Source organism: Caldicoprobacter algeriensis (assembly GCF_023838525.1).
Taxonomy (GTDB): domain Bacteria; phylum Bacillota; class Clostridia; order Caldicoprobacterales; family Caldicoprobacteraceae; genus Caldicoprobacter; species Caldicoprobacter algeriensis.
This window is the reverse complement of record NZ_JAHUQD010000006.1, coordinates 39,959-59,466: the sequence shown is the minus strand read 5'-3', so window position 1 is coordinate 59,466 and position 19,508 is coordinate 39,959. Positions and strand designations below refer to the sequence as shown.

The 19,508-nt window shown below is 42.2% G+C and carries 24 protein-coding genes and 1 pseudogene; all 25 read right to left on the bottom strand.

Translation table 11 applies throughout. The annotated features are described in order from the left end of the window. Nucleotides 1-59 precede the first annotated feature (59 nt). The 25 genes and pseudogenes from KVG29_RS05260 to KVG29_RS05140 all read right to left on the bottom strand — a co-directional run bounded on the left by KVG29_RS05260 (nt 60) and on the right by KVG29_RS05140 (nt 19,428). Nucleotides 60-2,084 carry a phage tail spike protein gene (locus KVG29_RS05260; RefSeq protein WP_252227166.1) on the bottom strand — a complete coding sequence of 675 codons (2,025 nt, stop codon included), beginning with the start codon at nt 2,082-2,084 and terminating at the stop codon, nt 60-62. Continuing rightward, a complete protein-coding gene (locus KVG29_RS05255; RefSeq protein WP_252227164.1) occupies nt 2,084-2,788 on the bottom strand; it encodes a distal tail protein Dit in 705 nt (234 codons plus the stop codon). Before KVG29_RS05255 ends, KVG29_RS05260 begins: the two co-directional genes overlap by 1 nt. Beyond that, nucleotides 2,785-5,097 (bottom strand): phage tail protein, encoded by a 2,313-nt coding sequence (locus KVG29_RS05250; RefSeq protein ID WP_252227162.1) that lies wholly within the window; start codon nt 5,095-5,097, stop codon nt 2,785-2,787. The genes KVG29_RS05255 and KVG29_RS05250 overlap by 4 nt, the downstream gene beginning before the upstream one ends. 207 nt (nt 5,098-5,304) lie before the next feature. Continuing rightward, on the bottom strand, nt 5,305-5,703 hold the full coding sequence (locus tag KVG29_RS05245; protein WP_252227161.1) for a hypothetical protein: 399 nt from the start codon (nt 5,701-5,703) through the stop codon (nt 5,305-5,307). Nucleotides 5,704-5,752: 49 nt separating this feature from the next. Further along, on the bottom strand, nt 5,753-6,301 hold the full coding sequence (locus tag KVG29_RS05240; protein WP_252227160.1) for a hypothetical protein: 549 nt from the start codon (nt 6,299-6,301) through the stop codon (nt 5,753-5,755). A gap of 3 nt (nt 6,302-6,304) precedes the next feature. Then, entirely contained in the window at nt 6,305-6,655 is a 351-nt protein-coding gene (locus KVG29_RS05235) for a hypothetical protein (protein WP_252227159.1), read from the bottom strand. Continuing rightward, entirely contained in the window at nt 6,642-7,031 is a 390-nt protein-coding gene (locus KVG29_RS05230) for an HK97 gp10 family phage protein (protein ID WP_252227156.1), read from the bottom strand. The genes KVG29_RS05235 and KVG29_RS05230 overlap by 14 nt, the downstream gene beginning before the upstream one ends. 22 nt (nt 7,032-7,053) lie before the next feature. Then, nucleotides 7,054-7,353, bottom strand: coding sequence for a phage head-tail adapter protein (locus KVG29_RS05225; RefSeq protein WP_252227155.1), 300 nt, complete (start codon nt 7,351-7,353; stop codon nt 7,054-7,056). A gap of 226 nt (nt 7,354-7,579) precedes the next feature. Further along, nucleotides 7,580-7,849, bottom strand: a pseudogene (locus KVG29_RS12595) (head-tail connector protein); the annotation flags it as partial. A 71-nt stretch (nt 7,850-7,920) separates the two neighbouring features. Next, nucleotides 7,921-8,160: a hypothetical protein gene (locus KVG29_RS05215; RefSeq protein WP_252227153.1), complete on the bottom strand. Its 240-nt coding sequence runs from the start codon at nt 8,158-8,160 to the stop codon at nt 7,921-7,923. A gap of 16 nt (nt 8,161-8,176) precedes the next feature. Then, nucleotides 8,177-9,379, bottom strand: coding sequence for a phage major capsid protein (locus tag KVG29_RS05210; RefSeq protein WP_252227151.1), 1,203 nt, complete (start codon nt 9,377-9,379; stop codon nt 8,177-8,179). A 34-nt stretch (nt 9,380-9,413) separates the two neighbouring features. Continuing rightward, nucleotides 9,414-10,172 carry an HK97 family phage prohead protease gene (locus tag KVG29_RS05205; RefSeq protein ID WP_252227149.1) on the bottom strand — a complete coding sequence of 253 codons (759 nt, stop codon included), beginning with the start codon at nt 10,170-10,172 and terminating at the stop codon, nt 9,414-9,416. A gap of 32 nt (nt 10,173-10,204) precedes the next feature. Continuing rightward, complete coding sequence (locus KVG29_RS05200; protein ID WP_252227147.1) at nt 10,205-11,008, bottom strand: GIY-YIG nuclease family protein; 804 nt, start codon at nt 11,006-11,008, stop codon at nt 10,205-10,207. A 123-nt stretch (nt 11,009-11,131) separates the two neighbouring features. Next, nucleotides 11,132-12,382 carry a phage portal protein gene (locus KVG29_RS05195; RefSeq protein WP_252227141.1) on the bottom strand — a complete coding sequence of 417 codons (1,251 nt, stop codon included), beginning with the start codon at nt 12,380-12,382 and terminating at the stop codon, nt 11,132-11,134. Between the two features lie 14 nt (nt 12,383-12,396). Beyond that, on the bottom strand, nt 12,397-14,055 hold the full coding sequence (locus KVG29_RS05190) for a terminase large subunit (RefSeq protein WP_252227139.1): 1,659 nt from the start codon (nt 14,053-14,055) through the stop codon (nt 12,397-12,399). Further along, complete coding sequence (locus KVG29_RS05185) at nt 14,052-14,294, bottom strand: hypothetical protein (protein WP_252227136.1); 243 nt, start codon at nt 14,292-14,294, stop codon at nt 14,052-14,054. The genes KVG29_RS05190 and KVG29_RS05185 overlap by 4 nt, the downstream gene beginning before the upstream one ends. 4 nt (nt 14,295-14,298) lie before the next feature. After that, entirely contained in the window at nt 14,299-14,655 is a 357-nt protein-coding gene (locus KVG29_RS05180) for a hypothetical protein (protein ID WP_252227134.1), read from the bottom strand. A gap of 106 nt (nt 14,656-14,761) precedes the next feature. Next, on the bottom strand, nt 14,762-15,028 hold the full coding sequence (locus KVG29_RS05175; protein ID WP_252227132.1) for a hypothetical protein: 267 nt from the start codon (nt 15,026-15,028) through the stop codon (nt 14,762-14,764). Next, nucleotides 15,025-15,324 (bottom strand): HNH endonuclease, encoded by a 300-nt coding sequence (locus tag KVG29_RS05170; RefSeq protein ID WP_420840528.1) that lies wholly within the window; start codon nt 15,322-15,324, stop codon nt 15,025-15,027. Before KVG29_RS05170 ends, KVG29_RS05175 begins: the two co-directional genes overlap by 4 nt. A 40-nt stretch (nt 15,325-15,364) precedes the next feature. After that, complete coding sequence (locus KVG29_RS05165) at nt 15,365-15,847, bottom strand: TM2 domain-containing protein (protein WP_252227131.1); 483 nt, start codon at nt 15,845-15,847, stop codon at nt 15,365-15,367. Nucleotides 15,848-15,919: 72 nt separating this feature from the next. After that, nucleotides 15,920-16,129 carry a hypothetical protein gene (locus KVG29_RS05160; RefSeq protein ID WP_252227129.1) on the bottom strand — a complete coding sequence of 70 codons (210 nt, stop codon included), beginning with the start codon at nt 16,127-16,129 and terminating at the stop codon, nt 15,920-15,922. 31 nt (nt 16,130-16,160) lie between these two features. Next, a complete protein-coding gene (locus KVG29_RS05155; protein WP_252227127.1) occupies nt 16,161-17,261 on the bottom strand; it encodes an HTH domain-containing protein in 1,101 nt (366 codons plus the stop codon). Between the two features lie 444 nt (nt 17,262-17,705). Next, nucleotides 17,706-17,930 (bottom strand): nicotinamide mononucleotide transporter, encoded by a 225-nt coding sequence (locus KVG29_RS05150; RefSeq protein WP_252227126.1) that lies wholly within the window; start codon nt 17,928-17,930, stop codon nt 17,706-17,708. A 406-nt stretch (nt 17,931-18,336) separates the two neighbouring features. Further along, complete coding sequence (locus KVG29_RS05145) at nt 18,337-18,744, bottom strand: hypothetical protein (RefSeq protein WP_252227124.1); 408 nt, start codon at nt 18,742-18,744, stop codon at nt 18,337-18,339. Nucleotides 18,745-18,768: 24 nt separating this feature from the next. After that, nucleotides 18,769-19,428, bottom strand: coding sequence for a putative HNHc nuclease (locus tag KVG29_RS05140; RefSeq protein WP_252227122.1), 660 nt, complete (start codon nt 19,426-19,428; stop codon nt 18,769-18,771). Nucleotides 19,429-19,508: the final 80 nt, after the last annotated feature.

Sequence of the window (19,508 nt, the reverse complement as noted above, 5' to 3'; positions counted from 1 at the left end):
CTCCTAAATATCCTTTATTTCTATGAATAATTATACCACTTTTACCATATTGTTGCCACTTATTTTGCTTGTATAAATGCTTGTATACTTACCCAAGCGTTTATTCTTCCATTCCTACTGCTTGTAATTTCGATGATATAAGTTTGCCCTGGCATTGCGATATAAGGCGTTAAATCTATATCCACGCTAAATGGATTACCATCTGCCCCCAAAGGTCCTGCTACTGTTTGGCCATTCACTTTAACATATACATTCTGGGGATAGGTATCTTCAAAAATTCCGTACTGTAGGACATGAGCATGGTCTGGTATCGTAACGGCATGTGAATGGTTTGGTATCGTAACAGTATGCGAATGGTCTGGCACTGTTACTGTATGCGAATGGTTTGGTATTGTAACCGAATGGGAATGCTCTCCGCTAGCCTCATATGTGTACAAATGGTTTCCACCAGGGCTACTAAGCATCAATAAATATACTTCTGCTGGGCTTAGCTGGCTTGGTTCTCTAGAGTAAGTGAATCCATAAGCATTTATAAAATCGCTTGCTGGAGCGCTAGTTTCAATATTATTGAACATTTTATGTCTATGGCTAGCCGCAGAAGAACTGGTCACAGTAGTCCCACCGCCACTCGAACTAGTTGCAGTTGTCCCACCTCCAGCCGATGAAGTAACAGTAGTTCCGCCACCTGCTTCGCTGGTCACTGATGTTCCGCCTCCAGCTGCTGCCCCCTTCTCATATGCCCTATACTTTTGGCTATCTATATGCAACCTAACCCTATTGACATTGAGTATATCTGGTGACAGCCACACCGGAAGCTGGAACGGATGTTCGGCGTCGATATTTTCGGCATAGCCATAAGTGTCAATATACGTTGAGCCTTGCGGGGCATTTTCCAATGTAGCGTTGCGCTGTTTCAGGTCGATTATCTCATCGCTCAGCCGCACTGGCCTCGTGCTTATTACGATGTCGGGGTTGAATGGCTCAGACAACAAGTCATTGAAGCTTCGCTCCACAACCCTGGCATATACGTCAAGAGCGGTTTCTTCAGCTATAAAGTTTTCGGTTAAATAGTAGGATGTTGGCATTCTATCATTAATGATATGCAACGTATCGCCAAGACTAAATTTCTCGCCTTCGTGGCCTGTTAACACCGATAAATCCAAAGCTTTGCAGCTTATCGTCAATTTTGGCTGTTTTTTCTCGTTCAAAACCGTCTGTGTTTTCTGCAACAGCGTATATGCATTTTGTATATCCTTATCGACCATGATGCCTTCTATGACGCCATACTTTGCGATAGCCTCTGCGTCTTCAATATAATCTTTGCCATTGTTAATAGACGCAAAGGTGAGCTGGTTGATGCCTTCTCCATATCCCAAACCTATTAAGCGAGTTACAATCTCTGTTGGGTCGTATTCCCTTATATAGGATTTCGTGTTGTAACCAATACGTATTTCTACATTGTTATTCTCACCCTGGGCTTTGAGGTAATCAAGATACAATGCAGTTCCGTCGTCCCTAACCCTTATATCGCCTCCTAAAATATTTCTGAGCTTGATAATGCAATTAAGCACCGTTTCATAGTTGTAATCCACCGTAATGGGCTGTGTTAATTCTACTGTGCCGAGCTGAATTGGGTTGCTGGAGCTTGCGTTGTAGCGTGCAAGCAAGTCGCCCAATATCTCCGCCGGGGTTTTATTAATGTAACTGATACGCCGCACATGAATATCGTTGAGATAATTTAGCGCTCCTTCGCATGTAACCTCCTTGACAAACATGCCATTCTCGTCCATGCTGTCAACGATATTCAGCACACGCCCGGAAAAGAGTACCGGGCTTTCTTCGAGAACCATGCTTTCGGTTAAAAAGTAGCTATCTGGCCGCACATTGACAACCTTTACCTTTGTTGTCAGCTCCGCAATCTGGCCATACCCCGGATTGTTGGCGGGTATTGTAAAAGTAATAACGTTAGCTTGATTTAACGCTTCTTTGTACGATAACCTCAATAAATGCGGCATATCTTTATCTGCGGTTGGATAATGTATGCATGTTTCTACGCCGTAATTGTAAATATAAACCGCATACATTACAGCAACACCTTCCTGAAGAGGAATTTGATGTGCCCTGTGCCAATGATATCAATAACATTAGCTCCCGGCAATAGCATGAAGTTTCTGTCTATATTATCTCCTTGCTGCAAGGCAACAGTATAGTTATTAAGCGTGGCAAACATGGCTGCATTAACGTTTATTGTCGGTATAACTGGCCTGCCTGGGTTATATATCGTTACTGTTTCCGAGCCAATCACATCGAATTCGGTGTCCTGCATGTAATCCGTTTCAAAATTGAATGGGTCCCAAAGCTTTTGGCCTTCATAATCCACACCATATCTGAACGGCTCAGCTATAAAAGTGATTTGAAACCTTCCAAGCCGTGCCACAACTTCCCCAAAATCCGGCGCTTCTTCTACTTCTGCCAAGAAGTACGTATCTGGCATATCGGTAAATATCAGTTCGCTTTGCCCTGCTCCTAAAAGCCATTCCAGTGCCTGCGAGTACTTGTTGTACAGGAGGCCTCTATTTATCTCACTAAACCAAAAATTGACCTTGATTGTGCGCTCGGTGTACACTATTTCACCATTACTTCCAACCATTGAAAAATCATAGCTCCCATTCATGAATGGCACACTTTGCTTAATTTTTTTCTTGGAAGGAGGCTGTATATTAAAGCTTTCAATTACTAATCCAAAATCATCATAACTTTTTTTATCAGCAAAGATAATCTGTGTCAAATTCCAGCCCCCCTCGCCACTATCTTAATATTTCTACCTTGCAATAGGTCAACGTAAGGCAACATTGTTTCGGCAATTACCCTGCCATCCAAAAACACCTGTATTATCGGCGCTTTCCCAGCTTGCATTTCATCTCTTCCTCGTGTGTTGTTGCTAATATATTCATTCGCTAGCGTTGTCTGTCTTACATTTACATTCGGCAAAACTACCGATGGCGCTTGGAATTCCGTCGGAATAGCTGCTGCCATCTCTTCTGAGACATCTTTCATGCTCTCGATGAAGCCTTCGCCAATGCCAAGTGCGAGATTTTTACCTACAACATCCCGGAATAGTGTCGATGGCGAGCGTATCCCCAGCACATTCTTGATACCATTTAAAATACTCCTACCAATTCGCCCAAAATCAATGCTCCTGATGCCCTGCCACAAGCCGTTCACAATCCCACGTATTATATCCAAGCCAACCCTAAGCCAATTAACAGAGGTTAAACCATCAATAATGGCGGCAATAATTTCGGGCAAGGCCCGCATAATTGCCGGTATACCCTGAGGCAAGCCACGTGCAAGCGCAACTATGAGGTCAATACCGGCTCTAATGAGCGCCGGCAGATTATTCACTATGGCTTGAGTAATAACAGGAATTAAGGCAACCACGGCATTTATAAGCTGTGGAATAGCGTTTGTAATGCCTTGTATTAAGCTAATTAATAACTGTATGCCTGCTTTAATTATTAAAGGCAAATTCCGTATCAAGGTGTCAGAAACTTTCTGAATCAATTCCGGAAGCATAGCCAAAAGCTGTGGAATAATCCGATTAAGCCCATCCAGCAAGCCCTTAAACAGAGTTACAGCAGCATTTATGATTACTGGTAGCAATACCGGGACCTGCGGCAAAAGGCCTTCTATTAAATTGGTGAAACCATCAATGAGTGTTGGCAGGATAGTATTTATTGCATCGGGTAATAGTGCCGAAATAGCGGTTACTAGGCTTATAATTATCGCATTAAACCCCTCTAAAAATGTGGGCAGTTGAGCAGCAACGTTGGAAATAATTTGCTTGCCTCCGTTTATTAAGTCATTTGTGAGCTTTTGCTGTGCAGCCGCCATGTTCTCTCCACTGAATATTTGCGCAATGGAGCCGGTTATCTGCGGGATCATGGTGCCAATTAAATCAGTTGTCTGTTTAAGGCCTCCTGCAAATACACCCGCAAGAACATTCCCGGCCTGCCCAGCATTTGCCCTAAGTATACCCATGCTGTCATTGAACGCATTAAGGTTATCCAGCGCCTGCTGTGATAATATTAATCCTGCTTTTGTCGCTTCGTCGCCCAATTTTTTAAGAGTTTCAGCACCACCGAGAATCAGCGGATTGAGCTCTTGGGCCGACCTGCCAAAAATCTGCATTGCCAGAGCGTCTCGTTCAGTAGCATTCTCTACCTTGCCCAGTGCTGCAATAACATCGTTAAAGACTGCTTCATTGTCTCGCAATTTACCATTTGCGTCAGTTATTGGGACCCCCAATTTAGCAAATGCAGCCTGGAGTTTCTCATTCCCATCCCTGGCATTTGCCATATTACGGGTTAGTCTAGACAAAGAGCCTGTCAGAGTTTCTAAAGGAACATCGATAAGATCAGAAGCATACTGGAATTTTTGTATTTGCTCTGTTGACAATCCTGTCTGTGCCGCAAGGGTATTAATATCATCTGCAGCAGCTGCCGCTTTAACGGTTAATCCCGAAAGTGCAGTTCCGGCCGCTATTACGGTGCCTGTATAAACCTTAAGCCCTTTTTCTGCTAGATTAACCGCCCCGGCCACCGTTTTTATACCGGCATCAGTGATTTGTGCAGCAGCTTTGCCTGCAGTTTTTAAGCCATTTATAAAAGGAGTAAGTTTCGAGGCCGCTTCAGCAATCTTATTCTTAACGTTCTCAAATGCAGCACCGATTACAGATACCGATTTTTGCTCTTCCCTTAAACTGGCCAGCTTCGCTTTTGTGCTTTCTAACTCCCTCTGAAATGCCCGGTACTGCTCTGCGCTTATCTCGCCTCGTTTAAATTGCTCGTTTACCTGCTTTTGAGCTTCTTTGAGTATGTCCAGCTTTTCCTTTGTTGCCGCAATCTCTTCTTTCAGAATTTTTTGCTTCTGGGAGACCAGAGTGACATTGTTTGGATCTAACTTTAAAGCCCTATCTACGGCTCTTAATTCGCTCTGTAGGTCCTTGGTTGTTTTATTGACATCCTTGAGTGCCTTTTCAAGCGGTGCTGTATTTCCGCCAATTTCAATCGTTATGCCCTTTATGCCTTTTGCCACGTCTTCACCCCCGTTCTGGGCGGAACTTCTCCCTCAATGCCTTTCTATCTGGTTCTGTCTGCTGCAAGCGCCAGCATTTTTCGAGATATTCTCTGCCCTCTTCCGTCTGACTAAGCATGTATATATAAGCATCTCTGCGTAATCGCAAATATTCATCGATTGGAAGCTCCTGTATTTGATAATAGTTTAAGCCGGTGTGTTCATGGATTAAGCGTTCCCAGAAGGTTGTGCACTGGTATCGCTGTTCCCCTCCGTCTCCCTCCTCTCCGGGGATTGAGGGGATTTTGAGTTTGGGTCACTCACCTGCCCAGTTACAAATTTTACGTATTCAAGGAAGAATATCTGTATGTCTTCTATGTCAAGCAATTGTTCAATGTATTCTTTCGCTATTTTCTGCCCTTGTAGGTTATTAGACAAAATTTCAGCGGTTAAGCTGTACACATAATCAACTTGCTCTTTATCATCAAGCTCCAGCGATGCTAAAGCATCCTGCAAATCTACAAGCAAATCAAACACTCGTTTAGTTGGCATGCGCACCATTATTGTTGTGCCGTCCGTAAGTTTTACGCTCAAAAAGCGCTTCTTTGTCTTTGTAAAATCAAGCACCAATATTCACCTCCTAAAACGAGAGGGCGGCTTGATAGCCGCCCTCAAATTACGCAGTCGGTATCTCCTCTTCGTAAATAATTTTCGTGCCTTCGTTATCCATCGGTAGCGCCTTAAATTCGGCATCAATGACTGTCTCTTTGTCCTTGGCAAACGCCAAAGTGAAACCTGCCTGATTGTTACCCACAATTGTGACACGTATGTCTCCATCTACAGGATCCTCATGCACAAATCTGAGTACATACTTCTTGCCGTCCTGATTATTCAAACCACCAATCTTAACCGTTCGCTTGCCGGTCAAAGTATCCTCCGTTACCCTTGCAGTAGAGCACAGCTTGGCAAGAGTTGTGCCACACCAAGTCATTATACCGCTCTTAAACGTGACTTCTTCCTCTGTGAGTATAACTTTGCTTACCAGCCCTAAATCATCTTTTGCTTCGTAATACGTGGGCTTGTATTCAAGCGTTGCACCTCCTTGGATTAGCCCCAGCAAATTATCTTCTGCCTCTAAGGTCGCATCATCTGGAATCGTACCTGTAAACTCCATAATATATAACTTCCCCGACCCCAATACAATTTTCTCTTCTGCTGTAGGCATAAATTAACACCTCCTAAGTTTTTCGATTAAATCGAATTCATATACAACCTGAAAGAGCTTTTGATTGTCAATCCATGCTTCCGTTTTTCTATAATGAATTTTTGCGCTATCGAGTATAGCCTCTAACTTGGCCTCAGCCACCAAATCTTTTTTGTCCGTATAAAGTTCAACATGCACAACACTGCTTCGTATCAATGCTTCACTTGTATCGGCGCCATAGTTATCTTCATCAGGCACCCAGTACACTATGAACGGCGGAAGAGGCGGAGGATTGTTTTCGCTTGCTACAAAATGATGATAAGCCACAGGATATCCTGTTTGTTTCAGCAGCGTATACAGCTCAGCCAATGTCATTCTTTATCGCCTCCTCTATGCGCCGCCCAAGCTCTGCAATGGCCTTCTCCTCATTCGGCTTTATATGCGGTATGCCTGCTACTCTGCCACCGCCACGCTTGGCGTGGCCGTATTCCAATAGGTGTGTAAGCTGATAATGTTTGCTGTTGTATACTCGCACTTTTTTCATCAGCTTATCCTCATATTCCACTTTGGACGTCCAGCTTTTCGCATAAGCTCCGGTCCTTTTCGGGCTGTCCCGTTTCAAATTCTCCACCAGTTCTGCAGCAACATCATCAACTACCCCTTTGACCTTATTGGTCACCTCTTCAGAATATTTCTGCAACTCTTCAGCGATAACCGCAGATATGTCATATGGGCTTGCGGTTCTAACCATTTACAACCACCTTCTCGCAAAATTAATTACCAATCACTCTTTCACATGTCAGCCTGGTTCTTTCGCCCCGGGTTTCGACACGGATTATGCGGTACATAACACCATTATGTTTCAGCTTATCCTCCCCCTGATATTCAAAAGAGTATATCTCGAACATTTTTACCGGACGCAAGCCGGTCATAGCGGCGCTGTAGTATTCATTGGAGCTGACACTGTATTCATTTGCGTAAACCATACGCTCAACCGGTGTTTCAATTTGGTTGCCGATCTCATCTTCGGTAATGGTAACGCTGATTAAATAAATCACATCTTTAAACCGCATTGAGCGCCACCTCTACCGTCTCGGGGCCGTCGATATAAACGCTGCCGGTAGCAGTTTGATAACCAGCCTTCGATACCACATAATCCAAGTCAATTCCTGTCTTGGTAACAGTAAACACGGCCATGCCTTGGGAATTTGTCAATTTGGTTATGCCGTTGGCTGTAATAACCGCATCATCAATTGGCAAACCACCGGCGGTTATGATGAAAGTGATAACATAAGAGTTATAATCTTCGGCCAAAGCCAGATGCATCTTAATCATGTCGTAGCTTTTTTGTAGACGGTCGGCATCCGGGTTATCAAAACCAAAATTAGCTTTGCAGTAAGTAATAATAGCTCGTTTTATCAATGGATCAGTATCATCGTTTGCTTTTAAAGTGGTAACACCAGCCAAAATTAAATCGTACCGTGCAGCCTCAATCAGATCTAAGATCTCAGTATCGAATGCCGCGTTAGTTATCCTAAGGGCAGTTTTAACATCGTCAAGCAGTGCCATCAAATCACCACCTTAAAATTGATGGGCAGGGATAAGCCGCCCTGCCCATTAAACGTTGCTCAGTATAAAATTCATTCGCTAGCCTTATCTTTCCTTTTTCTTTTTTGTTGCGATCTTGGTAATTTAGCATCTTCGTCCGGGGCAATTGTAGCCGTCTCAATTTCAGAAAAAGTAAGCGGGACACCTTCAAGGTATCCCGCTTCTTGCAGTTCGGCAATGCGCTTTAAGTCGTCTGATTCGTACACATAGCCGGAATTGTATGGCTTATTCGTATGCTTATCGATAAACGCCTTTATGACTTTGAACTTCATTCCCTAAGCTACCACCTTATACAGCTGAAGCCTTCTTAATTCGCAGGAATCCGTTCTTGCTTACCACGTTGCCACCGGCGAAGATGACACCCTTATGAGCAATCATGCCCTGCTTGAATTTATAATCGGTAGACCGCATTACTTCCATATCGCTGAAAATGCACAACATGTAATTGGACAGCGGGCCATAAGCCATGCAGTACTCGCCAGCTGCGGTATTCGGGTCAGAAATAGCCTTGCAGGCGCTGTTGATTATGAACGGTATTCCGTCTATGGTCCCAGTGTTGCCGTTAACCACAATGTTATGCAGTTTCTTTCCGTCCGCTGTGCGCAATTGACTGAAGGCTTTGAGGTCCTTCTTGTTCAGGATTAAAACAGCAGCATCTTCGACTTCTTCATCTCCACCATAGCTGAAGATTATCTCATCCAGCGTCTTATCATCAATTGTAGCAATTTCTAGGTCAGTAGCTGGGTCAATTGCGGTAGCGGCAGTGGAGAATATACCTGCTAAGCGATTGGGCCCACCAGTTCCAATGAGGATCTCGCGCGCCAATTTCTTACGGATTGCAATACGGATGCCGCGCATTACTTCGGCATCATAATCAGCCGCAGGCAGTTTTTGAAGTTCCTCGGTATCCTCGGCATATGCCGTAATCTTAGCTTTGATAATATCGGCATAACCAAAGGCCGGCTCCGCTTCTGCATAGTCGGCCCCTTCTGCCGTATAATCACCGATGCCATAACCGACTAAATATGGCTGCTTGAACGATTCTCCACCGTTTAATACCTTAATCGTTACCCTGTCAACCAAGGAGCTTACTTCATTAAAAGTCGGTCTGATATCGGTAGCTTGATGCTGCGGCAGAATGATGTTACTGGTTCCAACGGTAACGGCACGGTTTTCTTTGAGTGCTTGTCCTCTCTTCTCGGCCTCTTCTCTCTCTTTGGCAGCACGATCTTCTACCGTTTGACCAAACTGAGCAACTTTGCGCACTTGCTTCTCTTCTCCTCCCTTATCATTCTTAGTATCGGGCTGAGATACAGTTGTACCCTTAAGCGCTTCAATTACTTGTATGCGGGCACGCAGTCTCTTTTCTTCCTCTTCCAATTGGCGAAGCTCTTCCTGGATTTTATCCAGATCAACGTCCTCACCGTTTTCTAACATAGCACGTATTTCTAATTTGCGATTCTTTATTTCCTCAAATCTCTTTTCGTACATTCTTCCTCATCCTCCTTAAGTTTTTTAAGATATTTTAGAGATAAGTTCTTAAGATCAACTTCTTCCGCAACTTTTCAGCAGCCTCCGCTGCTTGGCGTTCAGCCTCCGCCAACGCCTCGAAATAATTTCTTGCGGAAATATACGTATCTTGATATGCCGGGATATCCACCGCCGACACATCCCAGATACGCTTAAATCTCAATATCTTTCTAGTGCGGGTTTCTTTATCATAGGCTTCTTCAGCAACAGTAAAGGCGAAGCTCATCTTATCGATGTCGCCTCGCCTTATAAGCTCGTATAAGTCTCTACCTGCTGTGGTATTGGCCAGTTTAGCTCGCACTAACAAGCCTTTATCATCTGGAATAAGTTCTAGAGTTTTGTTTCGAGTCCTGGCCATAACCATAACATTATCGCTGTGATTATATTTAAAAGGCACATCTCTTAAATCTGCGCCATCTAAAGCACCTCTTACTATAACTTCGTAATACTTTATACCGTCTATTTCATACATTAATGTTGGACTATCATAAACAATCGCCCGGCCTTCGACTATCATTTCATTTTCATTATCTTGCACCGGTTCTAATGCTCTAATTTCGGCCAGTCGGATTTCTTTTTGAGCAGGATTCATCTTCTTTTCACTCCCCTCTTTAAATTGGGTCATACACACCGCATATCTTTGTTTTTCGTCAGGGAATTCGCTAATCATTGTTTCATCGCTCATACAGCGTTTTATAAATTCATCCTTCGTCTCACCGTCTTTAGGCTTGGGTATCGGCATTATCATCACCATCCTGTAAAATAAAAAGCAGTGTTTTATACTGCTTATTTGTAATAATCGTCTGCATATTTCCACTTATAGCCTCCACATGTCTGTCTTTCTCCATTACAGCATTTGGATATATGTTGCCTGGTAGCATTTGTTTGCTTTGCTGCTTCAGTGATGCTCTCAAACTCTCTAATAAATTTGCCTTCAAGCGATAACTGCACTACTCTTTTAGCCACGGGTGATAATGCTCCAGTCCTTCCCCTCCTTTTCTCTTTCTGTTCTTCAGACATTTTCCTGCCTTTTAATGCTCTACTTATTTTTTGTCTATGCTCTTCCGTAAATTTTCTGCCATACATAGGATTGTTTTTGCCCGTGAAATCAGCATGATTTTCCCTCATATTTTCTCTGGCCTGTTCGCTCCTCGGCTTTCTCATTTTAATCCTAATATATTCTGGTATTTTCTTACCCTTCCAATAATTCTTATGTCCGAGCTCTGCGCGATTTTTCCCATATAATGGATGATTTTGCCCACTAGCAGAAAAGTTTGTGGTACTTTCTGATTCGTTGTATCCATATTCTCGGTCTGTTGTTTTATAAAAATCAATATAATATTTTTCACGCTTCCTAAGTTTATCGAGACTTTTATTATTTACATCATTAACTATTTCAATTATCTCGAAAGTAAAACATTCCTCTCCGTATATATCAAATGCTCTTTGTAAATGAGTTGAATGATGTTTTCCTTTTCTGAGAAGATTAAAATGCGCATTTTTCCTTTTTTCGGGATGTATAGTGCTACCAATATAAATTTTGTTATTTACAATATTCTTTATTGCATAAACGCAAGGACAAAAATCCATAATAAAAACCACCCTCCGCATGAGTAGTTAATTGCCCGCCTATAAAATTTGCTAAACGTGGGAAAGAGCGCGGATACTCCTTGTCGCACCGGTTGATCAGGCCGGTGCTATCCCACAATTTAACTATATATCATTATCATTGTTATTATCAACTTCATTATTATCAACTTCGCTATCCTGTTCGCTGGCTTGTTTACCTAACTGATATTCATTGGCCTTTGTTGCATCAATCATATCAAGTCGTCTTAAAGGTATGTCGCCGCCTTCGATTGGCGCTAAATTTAATGCCTCTCTCCACTCATTCGGAGTCATAGCGCCACGATCGACCATTTCTTTTAAGTTAAGCTTAGTTTTCATACTTGCATATTGGAGTCTATTAGATTCAAAAATAATTTCATTGCCGAAGCCCCTCTCTCGTTCTGTAAATAGTTTTGATGTAAATTCTAGAGATAATTGAATAGCCAAAGGTTCCAATACCGATTCATAAAACGCTTCATATTCATCTTCTGTGTACTTACCCATAACGATATTTTCATTTACACCGAAATAACGAAATATTGCATCTCGAAGTTCCTTCATTTGTGGAGCATTTATTATTACGGGCTGATTTTTTAGTTCAATATAATCCGCTTTGCCATCTAATGCAGCGACACCACCGTTATTTTGAACCGATAAGTATTCCGAAACAAATCTGTCACGGCTTGCCTTTATATCTGCTTCCTTAAGCATTCCTGTATATTTCAGAATCCCACGAAGATTCGCCGATGTTTTTACAGCCTGCGCCAAACCTTGATTGGTAGTGTGTATTGCCTCCAATGTCGCATTTATCGGTGTATTGTTTTCGCCAATTATATCGTTTTTATAAAAATGCCGCCTTAAATGGATTACTTCGCTATAAGGCAATACCGCTGGTTCTCCCGAGCCTCCGAAATAAAACTTAACGTAAATTGTGCCAGTGGCATCCTCTAAAAATTCTGCCATCGTGCAATTGACGGGCCAAATCGCGACCAAATTAGTACCATCCCAAATGGGATATGCAAAAGCATTATTGTCAATCATAAGGGTGGTGACAAGTTTGTACAAGAAATCATATGCATTCATGTTTGGGTTGGGCCGAACCTGCAAAAGTCGTTCTATCTGACTATTCATGGGAATTATTTGCCCGTTCACACGGCGGATATGTCTTGCTTTAAGCTTTGCGGCATTTCTAGCGATTGCATCTACAGCGGCCCTGACCACATCTGCCTCATATGGATCACCGCCCCATGGTGTAAAAATTGGCGTATAACCATTCAATATTTGTAAACCAGATAATGTTCTTCGGGCCCGAATAGCACCAAAAATTTTTTGGAAAAAGCTTCTTTTTTCGGCCACATCATCACCACCTTTTAAATCATGGCCATATAATCCTGCAAATGATTGAACAGCACCGTGTAAGCAATCAATAAAGAAACAGCGCCATCTATGCGCTGCCTGTTTCTCTGCCCCTTGTTCTGTCCCTTAACAGGTTTTATATTGTCGTTTTCGTCCCGTTTTACTTGTACGTTCGTCAAGCACCATTTTAAAATAGGATTATTGTTATAATTGATTTTATGTGCCTTTAAATCTGCTTCCAACTCTTTCATTGGTTGAGACAATGTTTGATAGCCCTGTCTTACTTCTATCATTTGAAATCCGTAACCCTCCATCTCCTGAACCCAGTATTTAGCATTCCAGGGGTCATAACCTATCCAGAGTGGAGTTATGTCATATTCATTCATCATTTTTAAAAACCATTCTGTTACCATGTGATAATCAACTTTATTGCCAGGTGTAACAGTAAGCAAATCTCTTTCTCGCCATTTATCGTATGGGATTTTATCTTCTGTAACTTTTTCCTCAAGGCCCTCTTCTGGCAAGAAGTATCGTTGTATGCAATATTTTTTATCGCTGCCCGGTTTCATAATCAGCAATGTTGCACAGGTTAAATCTGTTGTGCTAGAAAGATCAACGCCGCCAACCGCATAAGTGTTGCGCAACTCCTCTATATCAAATGTTTCTTCGTTGTTTATTTGCTCAAAGGTCAGCCAGCTCCCCGCCACCGTTTCACGTATATTAAAGTCTTTTGTAAGCACCGTTGGCAAAAAGTTTGGATCGTCTTTAGCCCGCTCCACAAAAGCGGCTAATTCCTCATAATTCTTAATAGTTCCTAAACCCGGATTTGCCTTTTCCCAAGCCCGAAAGTCAGTCCACTCACTGCGATCATCTAGCTCATAGATAAACGCTAAAAAACGCTCATCCTCTATCAGCCCATCTAAAACTTTGCAGGCATAGCTATATATATCGTCAAAGATACATTCACGCACAAAACCCGCCGTAGTAATCATAAACAATATGGGTTGCTCTCTAGCAGTCATTGACTGCTTCATTACATCATAAAGGTTTCTATCCTTAATTGCGTGAAGCTCATCCATAATAACACAGTGGCTGTTCAAGCCATCTAGGCTATTACTCTCGCTAGCAAGCGGCTCAAATTTACTGAAAGTAACTGGAAAGTAAAGGTCAGTTTTACGTTTCTTTAGATGTTTCCTAAGAGCAGGGCTTTGGCTTACCATGTTACATGCTTCGGTAAATACAAGTCGGGCCTGATCCTTTTTTGTTGCGATCGAAAACACTTCAGCCCCGCCTTCGCCGTCCCCGACTAGCATATATAATCCCAAAGCACTTAACATTGTAGTTTTCCCATTCTTGCGCCCTAGAAGTATGAATACTTCTCTACAACGTCTCAAACCCGTTTCCTTGTGTACAAATCCATAAATTGCTTGAATAATGGCCTTTTGGAAAAGTTCTAATTTAACCGGCTTACCCGCCCACTTGCCTTTACTATGTTTACAAAAAGTCTCAATAAACTCGATGGGCTGATTGGCCTTCTCTAAATCAAAAACCCACGGGTCACGTGGGTTCTCCAATTCTTCAACAAGTTTTTGGAATTGTTGTTTTAACCTTTTGCAGGCAGCAATTTCGCCTGACTGAATTTTATTCCAATACTCCAAAATATAATTCGTCATGCTCTCTTCGCCTTCCTTACGAAGGCCATCAGCTCGTCATCAATGTTAGGCAGGCGGGCGAGCAACTCCTTTAATAAAGATTTGGGTATTTCATCCCACCAGCCCAATCTTTTTAAATATCCACCACAAACTTCACATACATTACCGTCTATCTTCTCCCAGCCTGGCTGATAATGGCCACATTCAGCACAAACACAAAGCATTTTCCTCCCTTTGAATTTAGGGGCAATAATCATCATCTCTTCATCCTTTCGCCTTCTTCACAAATGCCATTAGTTCATCCTCCGCTTGTTTCGCTTCTTCTTTTGGTAATAGTTCCAAAAGCTGTTTTATAACATTCGAGTAATTCCTTACTAGCACATTGTAAGCCTTGCTAGCAGGGTGTTCTATCAACACTCTCTGTTTCCCCTGTTCAAACAATGTCACAGGTCCTTCAGTGTTCACGATTTCCTGCAATTCCATTAACGTGGCATACATGAAAGCAGCCTGTTCTTTAAGTCCCTTGATTATCTTCTGCTTATCTTCAGGTATATTCTGGAAAAACTTATTAAGTTTTCGTAATTCCGACTTTATCAGTTTATCTTTCTGTATTTTATCCAATTTTTACCACCACCTTATTGCCCCATTAACCCCCCCTCGTGCGCGTAACCCGGTGCGGGTTTTCGGAGGTCCCGCCGCCGGTTCCCCAGCCAATCATCGATTTTCATCACTGGGGGGGGAGTGTTAATTGCTTCATATAACAATCCACACATAAACCCTTTTTGCGAAAAGCTAATTTATCCTTTCTCTGCTCGGCATTACCAATTATTCTTTTGCGCTCTTTGTGTCCACAAGAGTAAACGACCGTTTCTATTGCCGACCCATATTCAATATGGGCATCGGCCATAGCTACAACTCCAAGAAAATCAGGTAAACATTTATACATTATCATCTTTTGAAAAAAGAAATACACAATAAACAATAACCGCTTCATAATCGATTCTCCTTTACCAAATCCCCATTCTCATCAAACATCAATCCTTCCGCAACTGGCAACTTTGCGCTGTGCTCTTTGTTATGGCAATCCTGGCATAGTGCTTCTAAATTATCCCAGTTCAATGTTATATTTGGATCGTGTATGTTTTCTGGCGTTAGGCGTGTTTTATGGTGTGCTATAGTAGCAGCGCCGCCACATCGCTCACAAATAAAAAACTTGCTTTGCAAAAAAGCAAGCCTGCATTTCTCCCATGCTTTGCTATTGTAAAATCCTCTTGCCCATTCCTGTGCCATATTCACCACCAAATAGAAAACACCCATCACATGATGGGTGTTATACTCGCCATTGATATCCACATTTTAAACATTTAATAAAGCCGTAATGTTTCTTACTTGTCACAGCTCCAACAGCTCCCCATAGCGGATTGAGCAATACCGTTCCTGCTACTGCTCTGCCTATCGATAATCTTTTACGTCTCTCCACATATTGCACAGAAGTGCTTAAGCATTTAGGACAGTATACAGCGCCTTCTTTTTCTAGTTGTTCAATCCGTTCTTGTCTGGCTGCTAGTTCACGCTCCCGTTGTAACCTTGCCTGTTCTTTGCGTTCTATTTTCTTCTGCTGCTTTGCTCTGTATTCTTCATCAATATCTACTTTTTTCAGTGCTTTTACTAACAATATTACCGCATCAATCAGCCATCCAAATCCGAATATGCCGCATGTTAAGAAATAAAGAAACCCCATGCCATACTCTTTGCGATAAAACTTATGCAGTCCAAACCATCCACCAAACAAACAAAGCCAGAAGTCTTTCATATATCAATCCCTCCTTTAAGCATTTTCATGCTTTCATTATACCGCTTAAAGAAAGGATTTTCTACTGTTGTATTATCTAAACACTAGCCTATGCGGTTGCGTAATTGCCCCATGCTTTCGCACTACTCTACCCGAATACGTGCTTGGCTTCATCAGCTCAATGATATCTCTATACGTCAACCTTTCTGATTCGGATACATACTCATCCAGCAATCCAAACTCCCTGATAAGTCTAACCCATACGTCAGGTTGCTTTTTTCTGATTATTTCGCCGATGGTCATTTGCTCACCACCTTCATGGGGTTTGGGCATCCTATTGCCAGTTCTTCCAGTCGTCTTTGAGCATCTTGTAATACGGTATAAACTCTCCCTTACACCTCTTTATGGTTCCTTCGTCATCCACGTGGATTTCCACAATCCATCCGCCCACCATTGCAGCCACTTGCTTCCCTTTCATGTACGGTGTTTGTGCTTGAAAACAGCCCACTTGGAATGTGTGAATATTGCGATAAAACAAATACTCCGCCTTATGATAATGCCCTACAGCCAATACATTTGGTTTGTCGCCACCCTGCATTGCATCAATCATTTTTTGGGTTTTATATGATAATGCGTAACTTTGGCCATCAATTGGATGCCTCAATTCTAATGTACAATTAGGTGTCAACTTTATTATCGCATTGTTCATTCCCAAATACTTCATATCAGGTCGCTTAGCGGCAATAGCATATCCAATATCGAATCCCGCTCGCTTAATTAGGCTTTGGTCGTGATTGCCTGTTATGAAATGTGTTGTTATTCCTGGCCTTTGCGGGTAGTTCTTCACAATCTCTTCAACATGTTCATCTGCACCCTGGTTATAGCATTCATATTTGTGTCCTATTCTCATTTCTTCGCCTTCGTCAATATCACCGGCGAGGTATATATCTTTTATCCCCTCATGAGCGCAGATGTCATAAAAATCGTGCAGATGTGTTATCTGCACGTGTTTGCTGTTGAAATGCGTATCTCCTATCAGGCCAAAGCGGATGATTTTATCCCCCCGCCAGTCCACCTCGATGATATTTTCCTGCGGGACAATGTCCTTACAAAGCCTTATTTCATCACCATTTATTTCAATCTGATAGCCTTCTTCTTTTAGGTCCTCTATCGTGGCCAGCACCATCCGCTTGCTTAGGTTGTATTTATCCATCAATTTCTGGATCGTTGTGGGCTTCTGTATATCGTTGAATATTGCCTCCTGCAGGTCAAATTCTGGTTCTTTCCCCTGCCGGTATAATGGATGGTTTCTCACCCAGCTGCGAATCCTGCTCTCTTTCATTTCCCCGTACCGTTCTTGTACCAACCTGTATACTTCCGTCCAACTTTTGCCCTCCACACACTTTAAATGAGCAGCATAGTCTTGAGGTTTCATGGCATCACCTTATCTATTTTTTATGTGTCTTAAATGACGCCTCAAACTATTGAAAGTAATCTCTTGCATACTTGCGAATTCCTCAAGCAAATTCTTGTAGTATTCTTCATCGCTACCACGGCTTTCTCTGTTCAATCTTCTTTTGCGCACCTCTTCAATTCGCTCACGAGAAAACTTATATATTCTTTCCATATATCCACATAACTCCTTGCCAACATCTAAACATGAATAAGCAGGACATTTTTTTGTTGACACTACGTGCAGAAAAGTCCTGCGCCAAAAACTGCACTTGAAAAACAATTTGCTTATAAAGCAGTCGCTTTACCAGTTAAGTTATGTTAGCATGTGGAGCTGGAATAGGAATTTACACCCTCGGGTCCCGCCCCTACCCATCAATAGGGTGTTACACCCGCCCGTCGATTTAAACGGGCAACCAGTTTATTCTTACTCCGCATCCTTTGCGTCCTTCCGCCACTTTATCAAACCGTGCACAGCCAGCACAAAATATATCGCAAACAGTATCGCCTGCGAATATGCGCCTATCATGATGTCGTATATACACCAAAAACCGTTCGTGAAAAGCCATATAACGAAACACCAGCGTTTTTTATAAACATTTGCCACCGTGCCGATTATACTTAACACCGTCACCGCAATTGTCCAGTCCACTTTTCGCCCTCCTTTGGGCATAAATAAAAAACCGCCTTTCCGGCGGTCGCCCGCGAAACACGAGCCCCAGAAGGGATTACCCTTCATTAAACAAACTTTGAATACAATTTTACATTGTAATAATATCACAGAAAAATCGGACAAAACGGACAAGTTTATTTCTTTTTAATAGATGTCATAAAGTCATCATGTTTCCTCAACTTCTCAGTCAGAGTCGCCACAAAATCAGTGAAAAGAGGATTCTCTTTAAGAGGATTTTCTTGTTGCTTAATTATCTCATTCAATTCCCGATTGATTATCTTAAATAATTTTCTTTTTATTGCTTTTATCATTTTCTTACACCTACCCGCATTATACATTATAAATCAAAAAGTACTCCTATTCCTGCCATTTTTCTGCCAAATTGCTATTCAATATTAATTAAGCCTAATTGCTGCGCTACCGTTATAACCAATTCACGCCGCATTCGGAAGTATGTCCGCTCTGAAACTCCTAGCTCAATCATAACTTCCTGCCAAGGAAGGCAATCCTGGTATTTTAATTTAAACAGTTTTCTATGATCTTCGGTAAGCATTGCCAAACTTCGTTCAATCGCCTGTATTGTTTGCTCGGCATGTGCAATAAAAGCAGATGATACCAATTGAAGTGCTTTTTTCGCGGTAGGATCACCGGGCCCAGATTGTACTGCTACCTCTTGTAAACCCGGCGAGCTTTCCAAAATTGATTCTTTGTATTGTTCTAGCATTTGCTTGGTATTATCGTAATTATATAACTCATGTTCTACATATCTAAATACTCTTTGCGCAATTCTCACTTCTTAATTTCCTCCTTTGTATAATTATTGCTCCCATATAATGCCGTAAACATGATATTTCTCTTCAAATGCCTTCATACCGATTGTGTGAGCCTCGGTATGATGTTTACGGCATAAGCATATCTTACGATGTTTGCTATCATCAATCTTGGTTCTATCTCGCCCAATGCCTATACTATCGACATGGTGTATTTCGCCTGGCATACCGCACACGCAACAAATCCTTTTCTGCAAGCACATGATTAAGTACCTGTCCACATCATCAAAGCCGTCTGCTGGATTCTCGCTTAACGGTATGCCCATCTCAAAGCACAGGTTGATGAGGTATTCAATATAATCCGCTGCCAACTCTCGGCTACAATCTGACAAGCTGAAATCTTCCCATTGACTATTCTGTATAAATTCTTGTTTGGTCTGTTCTTTGAGGTTTTCGACGCTTTCGCCCGTATATGCCTCCATATCCCGTAGAATGGCGTATATCTTCTTTCGTTGTTCTGGTGAAATCTGTTGTAATCGTCTTGCTTGTTCTTCGTTATCTATTACTAGTTCAGCAATCAGTGGCATGTCCATAAAATTATCGATGTGTCTCAACACTTCTTTGGCCTGTTTTTTGTCCAGCTCAAGTGTCAATTTCATACTCTTTTTTAAGCCCCTATAGGTATCGATTCTGCATTTAAACCTCACCATACTCCCTCCCTTTCAAAATAGAAGGGGCACACACAACGTTATCGTTGTCGAGTGCCTCCGGTTTTCCGGTCAGCTAC